At 36.2% G+C, this 16,041-nt stretch carries 16 protein-coding genes; 4 read left to right on the top strand and 12 right to left on the bottom strand.

Going from position 1 to position 16,041, the window contains the following annotated elements; genetic code table 11:
* Positions 1–382: 382 nt before the first annotated feature.
* Positions 383–1,519 (top strand): adenylyltransferase/cytidyltransferase family protein, encoded by a 1,137-nt coding sequence (locus QOX35_RS04910; RefSeq protein ID WP_283686009.1) that lies wholly within the window; start codon positions 383–385, stop codon positions 1,517–1,519.
* Positions 1,520–1,637: 118 nt separating this feature from the next.
* Here the strand turns inward: QOX35_RS04910 and QOX35_RS04905 are convergent, their stop codons facing one another.
* On the bottom strand, positions 1,638–2,732 hold the full coding sequence (locus tag QOX35_RS04905) for a Gfo/Idh/MocA family protein (protein WP_283686008.1): 1,095 nt from the start codon (positions 2,730–2,732) through the stop codon (positions 1,638–1,640).
* An 82-nt stretch (positions 2,733–2,814) separates the two neighbouring features.
* Positions 2,815–3,720 (bottom strand): TIGR01777 family oxidoreductase, encoded by a 906-nt coding sequence (locus QOX35_RS04900; protein WP_283686007.1) that lies wholly within the window; start codon positions 3,718–3,720, stop codon positions 2,815–2,817.
* Positions 3,721–3,995: 275 nt separating this feature from the next.
* Here QOX35_RS04900 and QOX35_RS04895 point away from each other — a divergent pair, with 275 nt between their 5' ends.
* Positions 3,996–4,463, top strand: coding sequence for a MaoC family dehydratase (locus QOX35_RS04895; RefSeq protein WP_006843122.1), 468 nt, complete (start codon positions 3,996–3,998; stop codon positions 4,461–4,463).
* A 78-nt stretch (positions 4,464–4,541) separates the two neighbouring features.
* On the opposite strand, the gene QOX35_RS04890 is transcribed toward QOX35_RS04895, so the two are convergent.
* A complete protein-coding gene (locus QOX35_RS04890; protein ID WP_283686006.1) occupies positions 4,542–5,222 on the bottom strand; it encodes a hypothetical protein in 681 nt (226 codons plus the stop codon).
* A 194-nt stretch (positions 5,223–5,416) separates the two neighbouring features.
* Here QOX35_RS04890 and QOX35_RS04885 point away from each other — a divergent pair, with 194 nt between their 5' ends.
* Complete coding sequence (locus QOX35_RS04885) at positions 5,417–6,079, top strand: DUF2461 domain-containing protein (protein WP_283686005.1); 663 nt, start codon at positions 5,417–5,419, stop codon at positions 6,077–6,079.
* 14 nt (positions 6,080–6,093) lie between these two features.
* Here the strand turns inward: QOX35_RS04885 and QOX35_RS04880 are convergent, their stop codons facing one another.
* The 5 genes from QOX35_RS04880 to QOX35_RS04860 all read right to left on the bottom strand — a co-directional run bounded on the left by QOX35_RS04880 (position 6,094) and on the right by QOX35_RS04860 (position 9,849).
* A complete protein-coding gene (locus QOX35_RS04880; protein ID WP_283686004.1) occupies positions 6,094–6,738 on the bottom strand; it encodes a hypothetical protein in 645 nt (214 codons plus the stop codon).
* Positions 6,739–7,047: 309 nt separating this feature from the next.
* Positions 7,048–7,431, bottom strand: a complete 384-nt coding sequence (locus QOX35_RS04875; RefSeq protein ID WP_283686003.1) for a DUF3037 domain-containing protein — start codon at positions 7,429–7,431, stop codon at positions 7,048–7,050.
* On the bottom strand, positions 7,409–8,191 hold the full coding sequence (locus QOX35_RS04870; protein WP_283686002.1) for a HipA family kinase: 783 nt from the start codon (positions 8,189–8,191) through the stop codon (positions 7,409–7,411). Before QOX35_RS04870 ends, QOX35_RS04875 begins: the two co-directional genes overlap by 23 nt.
* A 392-nt stretch (positions 8,192–8,583) precedes the next feature.
* Positions 8,584–9,240, bottom strand: coding sequence for a hypothetical protein (locus tag QOX35_RS04865; RefSeq protein ID WP_283686001.1), 657 nt, complete (start codon positions 9,238–9,240; stop codon positions 8,584–8,586).
* Positions 9,241–9,615: 375 nt separating this feature from the next.
* A complete protein-coding gene (locus QOX35_RS04860) occupies positions 9,616–9,849 on the bottom strand; it encodes a hypothetical protein (protein WP_252636875.1) in 234 nt (77 codons plus the stop codon).
* Positions 9,850–10,571: 722 nt separating this feature from the next.
* On the opposite strand from QOX35_RS04860, the gene QOX35_RS04855 reads away from it, so the two are divergent.
* Positions 10,572–11,402 (top strand): glycosyltransferase family 2 protein, encoded by an 831-nt coding sequence (locus QOX35_RS04855; RefSeq protein ID WP_283686000.1) that lies wholly within the window; start codon positions 10,572–10,574, stop codon positions 11,400–11,402.
* Positions 11,403–11,422: 20 nt separating this feature from the next.
* On the opposite strand, the gene QOX35_RS04850 is transcribed toward QOX35_RS04855, so the two are convergent.
* From QOX35_RS04850 to QOX35_RS04835, 4 genes are all read right to left on the bottom strand, one after another.
* Positions 11,423–11,878: a hypothetical protein gene (locus QOX35_RS04850; protein ID WP_283685999.1), complete on the bottom strand. Its 456-nt coding sequence runs from the start codon at positions 11,876–11,878 to the stop codon at positions 11,423–11,425.
* A 467-nt stretch (positions 11,879–12,345) separates the two neighbouring features.
* Positions 12,346–14,493, bottom strand: a complete 2,148-nt coding sequence (gene scpA / locus QOX35_RS04845; RefSeq protein ID WP_135104961.1) for a methylmalonyl-CoA mutase — start codon at positions 14,491–14,493, stop codon at positions 12,346–12,348.
* A gap of 21 nt (positions 14,494–14,514) precedes the next feature.
* Entirely contained in the window at positions 14,515–15,132 is a 618-nt protein-coding gene (locus tag QOX35_RS04840; protein WP_006843133.1) for a CPBP family intramembrane glutamic endopeptidase, read from the bottom strand.
* Complete coding sequence (locus QOX35_RS04835; RefSeq protein ID WP_135104960.1) at positions 15,129–16,031, bottom strand: prenyltransferase; 903 nt, start codon at positions 16,029–16,031, stop codon at positions 15,129–15,131. The genes QOX35_RS04840 and QOX35_RS04835 overlap by 4 nt, the downstream gene beginning before the upstream one ends.
* Positions 16,032–16,041 lie beyond the last annotated feature (10 nt).

Below are 16,041 nucleotides of genomic sequence, written 5' to 3'. Positions count from 1 at the left end.
TATTAAAGCTTTACAGCTCTTTTTTTTTCAATCTCTGGGCTTTTTTTTCAAAACAGGCATTATACGTTAAATTTATATTAAAGATAATGCTGCAAATATATAATGAATATAAAAAGCCTATATAAAGCAACTAATATTGCAAAAAAGACAAAATACAAAACATATTTTTTGTTTTTTTATAAGAGAAAATCAAGTTCTATATAAGGTCATTAATAGCTAATATCAGTTTGTCTTCTGCAAATTTAATGTATTATAGTAATGAAACAAACTTTATTGAGGAAATTTGTTAAAAAAAGACATAGTCACCTATCCTAGAAGGATCAATAATTAGTGAAAAAGATATATATTTACATACTATAATTCGAACATGAAAATATAAAATATGAAAAAAGTTTTTGTAAGTGGGTGCTACGATATGCTCCATAGCGGCCATGTTGCATTTTTTGAAGAAGCTGCCGGTTACGGAGATTTATATGTGGGGATAGGTTCTGACAAAACAGTAAATGAACTAAAAGCCCGAAAAACCATAAACAGTGAGCAGGAACGCCTATATATGATAAAGTCTCTTCGGTTTGTAAAAGATGCCTGGATCAATAAAGAAAGTGGCATACTTGACTTTATTGAAGATCTGAAAGAACTGAAACCCGACATCTTCTTTGTTAACAGTGACGGACACAGCGCCTTAAAAGAACAGCTATGCAAAGACCTTCATATAGAATACATCGTAAGCAAACGAATTCCCCACGCCGGATTACCAACTCGCTCTACAACGGCTTTGCGAGAAGAATGCAGAATCCCTTATAGGATAGATCTGGCAGGAGGGTGGCTTGATCAGCCAAATGTAAGCAGTCTGTATCCGGGGGCTGTACTTACAATATCTATTGAGCCCGATTATGACTTCAACGACAGGAGTGGTATGTCAACCAGCTCACGCAAAAAAGCAATAGAGCTCTGGCAGGTAGATATCCCAACGGGAGATAAAGAAAAACTCGCTAAAACCTTATTCTGCTTCGAGAATCCTCCGGGAACAAAATATGTAAGTGGCTCACAGGATTCATTGGGAATCGTTCTGCCCGGACTCAACAAGCTATATTATGACGGAGATTTCTGGCCATCGCGTATAGAGAAGGTATTGGATGATGAGATATTGTTGTGGCTAGAAAAACATTTGTGGCTTGTACCATTATATCCACGTCACCACGATTATGATGTCCTATCAAACACTAATATTACACTTGAGAATGCAAAAAGGTTAAGCAATGCTGCTGAGAATGCATGGGAGTCACTAAAAGAAAAAGATATAAAAAAACTAGGAGAAGCCATTAGAGAAAGCTTCGAAGCTCAAATCGTGATGTATCCGCACATGGTATCGAACGATATTCTCGAAGTTTTAAACAAATATAAATCATCCGCTTTAGGCTGGAAGTTAAGTGGAGCTGGTGGTGGTGGTTATCTAATTTTCGTCAGCGAAACGGCTATAGAAAATGCAATTCAGATAAGAATAAGAAAAGCAGAATAAGAGAAGAGACATAGAATAATTAAAGGGACAGATACTTTATTGATATCCGTCCCTTTCTATTTTAACAAAACCGATCAAGCCACAAGCCCAAACAGGTCAGATGATATTTAATTCGTATTTACTGAAGCTTAACGGCCTTACCCGTAGCATTACTCTTTATAGCTGCCTCCAATATTTCAACAACAATCAGGTTATTTTCTAAAGAAGACAAGTCTGTTGATTTTACTTCTATATCTCCTCGTACAGCAGCTTTTAGGTAATAGAAAGAATCATTGTAAGGTTCGGGCAAAGCATCTGCAACCATTTTAGCCTCTTTATTTCCTGAAAAGAAACGCATATCCTTTGCATTATCCTGATATAGGGCTCCTTTATTTCCATAAATATGCATATCTTTTCGGCCAAAGGGCCAGTTCCACGAAGCCATAATAATGGTAGTTACCCCCGGATATTCGAGAACTATAGTAGCATCATCGTCCACTTTTGGGTACACATCGGGCTTCTGATGTTGCAGTACGGCTGACACACTCACAGGCTTTTTCCCGCCCATAAGCCATGTGCTCAGATTTGCGCCATAGCATCCAAAATCTACAACAGCTCCTCCCCCATTTTTCATAGGATCAGTCAACCATTCCAAAAACTCAGGACCACACCCAATCTCTACAGGCCCGGAATGTCCATCATATACATTTATTCGGGACATCTTACCTACAGCTCCATTTTTACAGATCATATCATATGCCTTATGATTGGATGGATACCATGTAGTTTCATAGTTGGTAAGAACCATAATATGATATTTCTGTGCTAGTTCAGCCATTCGCTTAGCCTGCTGTACAGTAGTGGCTAGAGGCTTTTCTACCATCACATGGATACCTCTAGGGGCACACGCTTCTACCACCCGAAGGTGATCATATATAGGCTCATAGACTATTACGGCTTCCGGTTTTGTCTTGTCAAGCATTTCGTCCAAATTCTGAAAGAAAAGCTTTTCATCAACTTTAGCACGTAACATTTTATTATTCCATAGCTGCGTATTTTTTTCGGCAACTCCCACAACCTGAAAATCACCTCTATCTAGACGTGACAACACTTCCCATAGATGTCCATGAGACAGACCCACTACTCCAAGTCGCAAAGGCTTGTCTTTTTGAGCAAAAAATGGTAAAGCAAGAGAAAAGAGAATAGTAAACAGAAAAATCTTTGTTAGTTTCATTATTCAAGGGCATTATTATAAAAGATAAAAAAGAACTATCGATCAATTGTATTCAACTCTGCTTTTACCTTCAATTGACGAGTTATATTTTCTTGACTAATATATCAGCCAAAGCCTCATCAATATGTTCGAAGACAAAACGGTAATGTTTATCCAATAAATGTTGAGGAATAGCACGTTGCCCATCTATAAGCAATGTTGCACTTTCACCCATCATCATTTTTATCACAAATGATGGTATTTTAAATAAACATGGACGAAATAAAGTTCGTGACAGCACTTTTGCAAAACGTCTATTGGTAATCGGATTAGGAGAAGTAAAATTAAAAGCTCCTCTTGCTTCGGGAGTGTCTATCAAGAACAATATACCGTTAACCATATCCTGAATATGAATCCATGATATATACTGGCTTCCGGATGCTATTACAGCACCAAGCCCCAACTTAAAAGGAAGGACTAGCTTGGGCAACATTCCCCCGTCTTTAGATAAAACGATACCTGTTCGCAGGATACATACGCGCGTATGTCTGTTGTCTGCAGCCATTGCCAAAGCCTCCCATTTCTTGCATAGCAAATGAGTAAACCCTTCTCCGGGTTCCGAATTTTCATTTATTGCATCGTCATCCTGAAGTCCGTAATAACCAACAGCAGATCCTGAAATAAATATAGAAGGAGGAGTGTTGCTCAATTTGATCAGTTCGGTTAAACGACGGGTTGTATCCCAGCGACTATCACACATACGCTCCTTTTGCTTTGCTGTCCATCGTTTACCGGCAATAGATTCTCCCGCCAAGTTTATAATCACATCATAACCATCTAACGAATCTAGTCCATCTAATGATTGACAATATTCGACATCTGATCCCAGCTTTTGTTTTGCTTTGACTACATCTCTGCTCAAAACCGTGATCTTATGATTTTGCACTAATAAGGCCTTGACTAATAACGTACCGATTAACCCTGTACCTCCTGTAATAAAAACCCGCATATATATTTATTTAATACTAGAATGTTTATTGGACACAAACTACCTGGATCAACACACTATACAGAATGCATAGTTATGCAAATCTACATATTTATTCTTATTATTTTTTAATATCACTCTTTATAAAATAAGAATTTTGTAACTAAACTAAATTATTTACTAGGATGGAATATATGAGTAAAATATTATCATGTTTTTAATCCAAAGCCATATTTATTTGGTGATCTCGGTTAATATCAATAATTTTATAGACTGTTTGTTAATAAACTATTCTTATGAGTAAAGTTATCATTAATTCGTATCAAGACTTTGAACAATATGTAGGTAAAGAACTTGGTGTTTCTGATTACCTTAAAATTACACAAGAACGTATCAACCTGTTCGCAGAAGCTACACTAGACTACCAATGGATTCACGTAGATGTAGAAAGAGCTAAAGTAGAAAGCCCTTTTAAAAGCACTATCGCGCATGGTTATCTGATGGTTTCGATATTGCCTTATCTATGGGATCAAATCATAGAAGTAAATAATATAAAAATGCTTATCAACTATGGCATTGAAAAACTAAAATTCAATCAACCCGTAGTAGCAGGTAACGAAGTTCGCCTAAGAGTAAAATTAGACTCATTAGTTAACTTAAGGGGTATTGCCAAAGCTGAGATAAAAGTTGTATTGGAGATAAAAGATTCTCCTAAAAGTGCATTGGAAGAAACTGTTATATTCCTATATCACTTCAACAGTTAACAACAAGCATCGTTTGGAATAAAATAAGGAAGGTATTTGAGATCTCAAGTACCTTCCTTATTTCTTTATAACCTTACATTAATAATCGCCAAAAGCATTATAATCACCATAAACTGATGTGTTGGTCGGCCTCACTTCATGCTCTGCCTCACTCTGAATATCTCCGGAATTAGCATCAATCTGAAGCATTCTATACTTAGAACCTTTTTGCAGCTTAACTCCCCACTGATGCGAATTATCATTGTACCACACAATAAAAGACCAGTTATCACCTCCACCCAGAGTATTTATGTAGCCTTTATCTTCTAGAGTTTTAAGCAAACTGTTATAACCAAAAGCCCCTCTGTATAGATCATAATTGATGACACTACAGTTTCCCTGCTCATCACATTCAAGCCATTTACCGATAGGAAACTGATGAGGCAAATATATTCCTTTTCGTTTTAAATTTCCACTGGGATAAAACTCTTTGAATATACGATATACGGCAGGCAAGGGCGGCACTTCATACACCTCTATAGGTAGCCCTTTACGGAGGTTCGATATACGTTTTTGCGTACCGTCCGCTTCGGTATAAACATAATCAAGGCTACCTGATTGCGCTACCTGATTTCGAAAAGCATTCATATCGAATTTTTCGTAGCTAAGAATCACTTTCTGACGAGGGTATATCTCTACTTGTACACTATTTTGACTATAAAGTGCGCTATGGGCACAAAACAAGGTGAGTAAGAAAAATGATATTCCTATTTTTTTCATTTTAAGTATGTGTTTTGGTTCAGTTTGTGTTGTATATTTCTTCAAATATATAAAATTTACAATTAAAAAGAGAAGCTCTTGTTGAAAATTAGAATATCTTTATACTGATAAGCTAGTTAAAGATATATCTGATATAAAACTTAGAATATCGTTTTCGATAGAACATCATGTCTATACTTCAAAAGAGTAAAATTATGCTAAAAGAAGATACGCTAAAATTCCTTCTGGAATTAAAAAAGAATAACAATCGTGAATGGTTTACTGAAAATAAATCGTGGTACGAACGTGCCCGCAAGGATGTTGAATTATTGGTAGGCGAAATGGCATTAAAAATAGCAACATTCGATCCTGAAATTGGACATATCGATCCAAAGAAATGTCTTTTCCGTATCTATAGAGATGTTCGCTTCTCACAAGACAAATCACCATACAAAACTCATTTTGGTGCTATCTTTCGCGCTCGCACAGCAGATCAGGCATCGGGCTATTATATGCATATCGATCCTGACGAACTATTCCTTTCTTTAGGATATTATATGCTTGATGGTACGCAACTAAAGAAAATAAGACGTGGTATCTATGAAGATTTTGACACATTCAGTGATATATTGAACGATAAAAACTTTAAACAAGAAATAGGAGATCTATATCGTGACGAGGATACACTTCAACGTGTTCCAAATGGATTTGACAAAAACCATCCTGCAGCAGAATATCTAAAGCTCAAACGCTTCTATGTATACAAACCCATATCTAAAGAACAATTATTGAGTGAAGATTTTGCAGAATACGCCGCTAAAATATATAAGATAATGCATCCGTTAGGCGAATTTCTGAGCGATATTGTAAACGAATAAACGGGGCTAAAGGATTATTCTAATACAACATTTGAGAAGTATGCTGTTTCTAAAATATTTTCTTCATGCGAACAGATAAATATCCCGATGTAACATTTAGCAGGCAGTTGTATTTCTATCTCATTATCGGCTATTTGAGGAGTTAAACTTGTTCCGGTCTTCATCCTAAAAAGATTTCCTTTCCGCTCAAATTCTATTTGACTAGGAGCTCTATTGGCTGAAACAAGCTCTTCAGTAACGCCACCTTTAACCATCCTGTATTGCAAGGAAGTAAGCCCATCTCCATGAACGGCAATATCGGCATAGCGAGAATCGGCATCTAACGTCTCACGAACTTGTATGCCAATCTTGCGATGAGTATTTACTCCGTCCCCTTCGAACATAATGTTTGCCCGTAAAACAAAGTCTCCATCTTTCTCAAGCCATGCAAAATGAAAAGCATCTAGTCCGCCCCACATATTAGCTCCTGCTCCCTTTAACGTATAGACACCTTTCAGAGAATCATAAGACATCGAACCCTTGAGCTTACAATCACCGATATCCGCAGATTGAATAAACAACTGTATTCTTTCGCTTTCCTGCCCTCCCTTACAGCCGAACAACATTGCAGTGTATATTAAAAGAGACATTGAAAGTATAGACAATGTAGATATTTTCATCGTATTATAAACTCGTATTTTAGGTTACAATGGTATATTACAGAATAAATATATTACTCTTTTGTAAACAAGAAGGATTGGTTTTTCTTTATTTTCTAGTATTGTATACTACTTAATCATAAATATAATACAATCCTCAAATATAACCAAACAAAACCTTTTTATATAATCTTATCCTTTTTTCAGACTGGATATATATTATTAAACACAACAGTATAGCATCTGTTCAGATCGCCTCATCTCTATTGCTATAAAGGTGATGTAGTTTTTTATAAATTCGAATAGAAAATGGACTGACTCTTTTATCAATCACAGAACTAATTCGTTGTATAACCTCTCGAAAGTATCATCCAAATCGTCTGAGAATCCCGAACGAGAAGTAGATGTTTGTATAGAAGTGCTACGAACCGCAGTAAGCCAACGGTACCGATCCGATATTTCGTAAGATGCAATTTTACCTCCTGCTTTTGTTCCGGAGCATATTTTATCAAACACGTCTAAATTGATATATAATGATTCTAAATCTAACTCAGACGAAAACAAACATAACTTCTGCTCATCTAACACATAACGAGCCTTTATATATTTAGCCCTTTTGCAGTACATAATAAGCCCAACATTGATAAACTCTTCGCGTTCTACCCTTGGCACAACACGAATAACAGCATATTCATAGAAGTGTTTCCCTGGCATGTTGTGCTTCTTTTATAAATATTTCTGAATGTGCCAATCTCTCCTTCAGGAAGTTTACATATACCCGACGTATATCTGCGGGAGTTTCACCTTCCTCACCCCAATGCAACCAATCATCCGGCAGCAAAGCAACAATCTCTTCTATTTTCTCCGGTACAAGAATCCCTTTAAAAGCCTTATCAACCTCCTCCAACTCTGAAGCATAAGGCAGCAATACATGATCTTTAACCTGAGTAAAAGGGCTTAGCGCATACTTCTCCCAGTTTACCCACGAGTGGTGAAAATAAAGCGACGCTCCATGATCGATAAGCCATAGTTCTTTGTGCCACATCAGCATATTGGTATTTTTGGTTGTGCGATCTACATTTGTCAACAGGGCATCCATCCATACTATCTGAGAGGCTGTTTTACGATCAATCTGCACAGCTACGGGATCGAAAGTTAACGCTCCTGACAAAAAATGCAGTCCCATATTTAAACCACGACTAGCCTGCAAGAGGTCTTGTATCTCTTCATCACCCTCGGTACGTCCAAAAGCCTCATCCAGATTAATAAAGACTATTTCCGGAACACGAAAGCCCAGTGTTTGAGCAATAAGACTACCAACCAACTCACTAACTAGCATTTTTGTACCATGCCCGGCCCCTCTGAATTTGACAACATATTTGAATCCATCGTCACCTTCTGCCAGTGCAGGCAAAGAACCTCCTTCGCGTAAAGGAGTTATATAGCGTGTTACATTTACTGTCCGTAATTCCATTTTCAATAACGACCCTTCCTTTTTATTATTTACATTAGTTCGTGTTGATAAAGATAAAAAATAGTCAGCGATTATCCCTTATTATTGTACATTATTAATACGAGTCGATCACACATGTACAAATAAAAAAAGCCCACAACATCACGTCGTAGGACTTTCTCATGCCTTAACACAAACTTTACAAAACTACATGTTATATAACCATAAGTAGTAGAATAAAGTTCAATTTATTTTGTTAATTAACTATATTTCCTTGTGTATTTTCAGAATATAAACATTTTAAAACACCTTAACAAACAAACACTTAAATAGAAAGAAAACAGAAGTTTATAATCTATTTTTATATTACAACTTAAAGTTATGCGGATTTTAGGATGTCGTTCATCTTTCGATCAGACATTATAGGGCTGAACAGTGTTTTGTAAATAGGCGACTGAAATATTTTCTTCGATAACATACCTAATCTTGATAAAAGCATGCAGTAACTCCAGATGATTTATCTCCAATCGAGGTTTATCCTTTTGATTATATTGATCTTTGATCATATAATTTGATGATTGAATATATTGATCGTAGTATTTGTATACCATACTTATATACTTATTATTCAAGTCTCTTTCATAGAGAAGATTATCTTTCGACTGGTATACAAAATCTCCAAATAAATTAATAAAGCCTATAAATTGGGTTATTGACTCATCGTAGAAATCATTCCCCCGTATATTATTTTCTATTTGTCCTACATTATAAGATTCGACATACTCGGGTATGATATTTCCAAAGCAAGCTAACCAATTCATCAAATTGTTTGGTTGTTGAATTTTATCTATATTCTTCAGTAGTGTCTCTTTTATCTTCACTAAATCAGTAACAGCAAAAATACATCCTGATTTATCAAGCATGAAGGCATGACGCCCCTCTACATCCGTATCACTATACCAAACCATATACAATGGAAAAGTATAATTCTGCGAACAATACTTGATAATCCAAATACTAAATGATGAACAGATATCATCAAATGAATCTATTTTTACTTCACGAATCATCTCAGAGTAGATAATCTAAAATCCCTAGAAAATGTAAAAGCTCTTATCTTAATCGACTAGACTTTATTATAAGCCATTTATAATAAATCTGATCACCTTAAAAAATAACAGTTTTTTATAGTATTTTACTTCTTATAATACAAATATAAGAGATCATTTCACCTTTTACAACTTTTTGAGAGAATCCTGAATATAAGGGTATCATTTTTAACGATAATCACCTTCAATGGATTAATCAAAAACGACAATAAAAATGCCTAACCATATCTGATATGATTAAACATAATTCTTATAATATAAAAAGGAAAGGAGGAAAGTCTTTTAAAAGTGTTCTTTACACCAAAGATCTTAACCTCTTATATTAGAGATATTCAATTAGCTCTGAACTAATGATATAAAATCATTAAATTTAAGAACGACATCCGGATATTCTGTATCTTTAATATAGTGCGAAATTTTCACCTCTTTTTTATTGAAATCAAAATCCAAATCCGATAAGTTCAGTGTAATCTCTGTATCAGTTTGCCTATCAATATTTTTCACAAGTCTCTCTCTTACTTTTTGCGATTTTGCTATTCCCTCTTTAAATATTAGAAGTGTTTTAGTCATCGTCTATTATTTTTTATTTAAAATCTTCCGATGGCAAAAATAATTTTTTTAAATAAAACTAAAAAACATGATACTAATTAGTTATTAACAATATAACGCTTTTAACCAAATTGAATACCTTCCCATACTATTTTATTTTACAATCAAAAATTACATTAGCCTATATAAATTACACACAGACTACACCTAACTACCAATCATAGCACAATATAGAATGATTAAAAACAAGTATAATTTTTCTCTTTTTTATATCAAATCACTTGATAATATAAAAATAAAAGTTACTTTTGTTATTAATTACACGAGGTATTGAAGATTAAAACATAAGGGAAACTTTTACATAAATTTATTAAAACTGCATAACTCTCTATTTTCCTACCAAGAAAAGATTTGTTATTCACAGTAAATAAGAAAAACTATAATTCCCTCTTAAAAAAGATATGCAATTTTATGTCTATAGTATAGATAAAATTGGAATAAGTCAAAAAGCTAAATGTTTTTTGGAGTAGGAATATACACGAAAGTAATTTATGTATATGCAGACGCCTGACATTAACACAGACAATTTAGCAAACTGCAGGCGCAGCCTCCTTGAGTATTCAAGGAGGCTTATTTAAAGCTCATTTCATTTAGTTACTACATCATAGTTGATATATACTTTTTTACTGTAATTTTGTCTCACAAAAAGGTCATACTAAAATCTACAGGCTATATATTATAAGATGAGAAATATAAAACCTCAAAGTATAGGGATTGTCATATCAACTTACAATAATCCCGAATGGTTAGAAAAAACCTTATGGGGATATACTCTACAGACTCACAATACATTCGAATTAATCCTTGCAGATGATGGCTCGGGTGAAGACACCAGAGAATTAATAGATAAATTCAGGAATAAATATTTCCCGAACATAAAGCACATCTGGCACACAGATGAAGGTTTCAGAAAGTGCAAAATACTAAACGATGCCATAGTAGCTTCAGAATCAGAATACCTTATATTTACAGACCACGACTGTATCCCTCGAAAGGATTTTATTGAGACTCATTTAAGATATGCCGAAAAAGGATATTTCTTATCAGGCGGATATCCTAAATTACCGATGGAGACCAGCAAAGCTATTACTTATGAAGATATCATCTCCGAAAACGCATTCGATATTAAATGGCTAAGACAACACGGCTTGAAGAGTTCTTTCAAGAATACTAAACTCTTAAAGTCAAAAACCTTTGCTTCATTTATGAATTTCATCACACCCGCAAAAGCCTCATGGAATGGCTGCAACTCATCAGGATGGAAAGAAGACATGCTGGCTATCAATGGTTTTAACGAGTCTATGCAATATGGTGGATTGGACAGGGAGTTTGGGGAACGACTGGTTAACATGGGAATACGTTCTAAACAAATCAGATATTCAGCCATTTGCGTACACCTGGATCATTCTCGCCCATACAAAAATAAGGAACTAATAGAGAGAAATAAAGAAATACGCCGTAACGTAAAGGCAAACAAAATAATAAAAACACCGAACGGAATAGAAAAGCTTTGATCCTTAAAGCAAAGTATATCTTATTTATAGGCAACCACCTGTTTTAGAACATCGGCAATACTATTATCTGAACCAAAGATAAAGAGATAGCGATAGCTACCATTGTATTTAGGAGGAGCCTGAGTCAAATCCTTATTCAATCCGAAGCGATAAAAATATTCGGCAAACAAAACATTGTCGGAGATTTTAGAAAAGTATAAGTTTGGTGTTTCCTCAGCAGAACCAAAGAGCTTAACCAATTCGCAAGAGTATTCTTTTGTAAATCTATTTGTGTTATCAATGCTATCAATACGAGTTATGCAGTCTAACGAAGACTCGCCATTCTTCTGGAAATATTTCCAAAATGGGCTTCTTTCCATAAACATAAGTGTATCCGAAACTATATAGTTACGCTCTGAAGTCTTAGAGTCTGATAACAAATAATCATAAGCAATCTTATATCTTTCGCCATTATCACCTAAAGCATTCTGAGCCATTAAATTTACACTCGAACAAAATATAAATAAAAGTATAGCAAATCTCATTTTTCAACAAAAATAATCACAAACAAAACATATTAATCCATTCTTTAGATACCAAATAAGTATAAAAAGAATCAAATTAACACATAACAGAAAGACAAATTTATAAAAATTATTTATAAATCCTAGCCATTTCTATTCTACAATCATATTTTCTTTATGCTCACTCCAGCTATCCACACCATCAATATACTGCAAAACGCAATATAATGTACATTATACATCACTTCTATAAAAGATCGCTATTTTCTATAGAGACTAAAACCAAACAATAAAAAGTGACGACTATTACACTATTTTACTCTTGTTACTTTCAAGTCACCCTCTATTATGAGATAAATAGAATGAAACATGATACAAAAAAAAGAGCTGCCTTATTCGGGCAGCTCTTTCATATAATTACGGTTTGATTTTAAACCAAATTACTCAGCTAACAAAATATGTAGAATCTGTACAGCCGCTTTGGTTACTGATGTACCAGGACCAAAAATAGCAGCCACACCCGATTTATACAAGAAATCATAGTCTTGAGCAGGGATTACACCTCCTGCAATAACGATGATATCTTCTCTACCAAGTTTCTTAAGCTCGTCTATTACCTGAGGCACAAGAGTTTTGTGACCGGCAGCAAGAGACGAAACACCTAGTACATTTACGTCGTTTTCTACAGCCTGACGGGCAGCTTCTTCCGGAGTTTGGAACAATGGTCCCATATCTACGTCGAATCCGCAGTCAGCATAACCTGTAGCTACAACTTTTGCACCACGGTCGTGTCCATCCTGACCCATCTTGGCAATCATGATACGTGGTTGACGACCTTCTTTCTTTGCAAATTCTTCCACAAGTGTTTTCGCTTCATGGAACGTTGGGTCTTTTTTACTTTCTGATGAATACACGCCTGATATAGTTCTGATTACTGCTTTATAACGTCCAACAATCTCTTCGCAAGCATCGGAGATTTCTCCTAAAGTAGCACGCAAGCGCGCAGCTTCAACTGCAAGCTCCAACAGGTTACCTTTCTTCGTTTTCACACATTCTGTGATAGCAGCTAATGCTTTCTTCACAGCCTCGTTGTCACGTTTAGACTTCAAGTCGTTCAAACGTTCGATCTGTTGACGACGCACTTCGGTATTGTCAACATCAAGAATATCAATAGGATCTTCTTTTTCGAGACGATACTTGTTGATACCAATAATTGCTTGTTGACCTGAGTCGATTCTAGCCTGAGTACGAGCAGCAGCTTCTTCGATACGCATCTTAGGAAGACCTGTTTCGATAGCCTTAGCCATACCACCCAGTTTTTGAACTTCCTGGATCAAATCCCAAGCCTTATGTACAAGTTCGTTTGTTAGTGTTTCCACATAATAAGAACCAGCCCAAGGATCGATCTCTTTACATATTTGAGTTTCTTCCTGAATGTATATCTGAGTATTACGTGCAATACGAGCAGAGAAGTCGGTAGGTAATGCGATAGCCTCATCCAATGCATTTGTGTGCAAAGACTGAGTGTGTCCCAAAGCAGAAGCCATAGCCTCAATACAAGTACGTCCAACGTTATTGAAAGGGTCTTGCTCTGTCAACGACCATCCTGATGTCTGAGAGTGAGTACGCAATGCGAGAGACTTCGGATTTTTAGCACCAAAGCTCTTCACAATCTTAGCCCACAAAAGACGTCCGGCACGCATTTTGGCAATCTCCATAAAGTGGTTCATACCAATAGCCCAGAAGAATGACAAACGAGGAGCAAACGCATCTACGTCGATACCTGCATCGATACCTGCTTTAAGGTATTCCATACCATCGGCAAGCGTATATGCTAATTCGATATCGGCAGTAGCTCCCGCTTCCTGCATGTGATAACCCGAGATAGATATTGAGTTGAACTTAGGCATCTTCTGAGATGTATATTCGAAGATGTCAGCGATAATTTTCATTGAGAATTCCGGTGGGTAGATATATGTATTACGCACCATAAATTCTTTAAGGATATCATTTTGTATAGTACCAGCCATTTCTTCCAGCTTAGCACCTTGCTCCAATCCTGCATTGATATAGAATGCAAGAACAGGAAGTACCGCACCGTTCATTGTCATAGATACTGACATTTGATTCAATGGAATACCTTCAAACAAAACTTTCATATCTTCTACCGAGCAAATAGACACCCCGGCTTTACCAACGTCACCCACTACACGAGGATGGTCGGCATCGTATCCACGGTGTGTGGCAAGGTCAAACGCAACAGAAAGACCTTTTTGACCCGAAGCCAAGTTACGACGATAGAATGCATTCGACTCAGCAGCAGTAGAGAACCCTGCGTACTGACGGATTGTCCAAGGACGCATAGCGTACATACCCGAGTATGGTCCACGCAAGAATGGAGGAATACCTGAAGCATAGTTAAGATGCTCCATCCCTTCCAAATCTTCTTTTGTATAAACAGACTTAACCGGAATGAGTTCGGGTGTCATCCAGTCAGCTTCTATACCATTATCAGCAGCCCATTTTGTAGCGTCTGTAGCAACAAAACCCGAACTGTTGATATCAATGTTTTTGAAATTAGGTTTCATATTTATTTTTTATTTGATTATTTACGATATAGGAAATAAAATGAAAACAGCCACATCCCAAATAGCATGGGATATAAGTACTGTCAGCAAGTTTCTGTTTTTCATATATATGAATCCCCAAAAAGCCCCACATATAAAGGCAGCCATAAAAAGCATAAAATTGAACGCCCATATATGCACAAAGGCATAGATAAGTGTTGTTATAATATATGCTTTCATACTTCCGAGTTTGCTTTCGCTCAATGAACGTTGAACATATCCACGCCAAAAGATTTCTTCGGCAGGACCTATCCAAAACAATAGAGCCAATGCAAGAAACAATTTGCTTTGCCCGTCTTTCATGGCATACACATCGCTTACTTGCGGATGAGCAAAATCGAAAAGCATTCCGGAGATTGCATTACCTAAATAGAAAACTCCCCATAATACGATTGCAGAGCCAACACCCAAAGCAACATCTTTTATATTGAATGAGAACTCGGCTTTCCAGTCTTTTCTAAACAGAAAGCTCAAAGCTGTAAGTGTTCCTGCGGCAGCAAGCATAACATACCAGAAATTGATATGCGGGCTTGTCCATTGCGAAAACATTACAAACCAAAAGACTATTGCTACCAGGATTGCACCTGCAAGTTTTTTCATATCAGGATAGCTAAAATTAGGGCTAACGACAATGATGCACTAAACATCAATTGTAGTTGAGCAGTTCCTTTGTCCAATTCATTAATAGGAGTAACATCATCTTCTGTTATCTGCGACATGGCCTTACAGTTCTTATATGCTACCGGTACTGTTATCAGAGTGATAAGAGCCGTTATCGGCAAAATATTAAGAACCACCATTACGATAATAGACAAATAAGCCAATATCGTCAACAGATAATAATGTATTACAGAAGCCTTCATCCCGATCAGCATTGCGTATGTTTTGATTTCCGCATAACGGTCGCTTCTGATGTCACGTGTATTATTTGCATGCAACACGTTGACAGTAATAAACGCCATAGGGAAAGAAACAAAAAGCAACAACCAGTCGAAGTGCCCAAGCATTACATATCCTGTCCCCAGCATAATAGAGGGTCCATAAACCAGAAAGATAAGAAGGTCTCCCAATGCTTTGAACTTGAAACGATAATAAAATACAGCGCCTATAGTACCAAATAAACCAACCCACACCAAGTCTATACCTGCTTGCGAAACCAAAAATAATCCAAGTGTTATCCCTAAAGCAATAAATGCCCATCCGTAAATAAACACCTGTTTAGGAGTAAACAGCTTGCTGGTAAGAATATCTGTTCCTACCTTGCCTTCTCTGTCTACACCATATTTATAGTCGTAATAATCACTGATCAGGTTACCACCTGCCTGAAAAACAACTGCGCCAATGATTGCAATTACACCCAATATCCAGTTAGCAGAGCTTTCGGGGTATACGTGTATTGTATACATCATTGCAATAAGAGCAGGAAGAGATGATACCGGAAACGACCATGGTCGCGTAGCAATCACCCAGTTTTTTAGTGTTGGTTTTTTTGTTTCCATTTTTATCCGA

It is taken from the genome of Dysgonomonas sp. Marseille-Q5470 (genome assembly GCF_951230145.1).
Classification (GTDB): Bacteria; Bacteroidota; Bacteroidia; order Bacteroidales; family Dysgonomonadaceae; genus Dysgonomonas.
The sequence above is the reverse complement of the archived record's forward strand: the minus strand, read 5'-3'. Positions and strand labels throughout refer to the sequence as shown.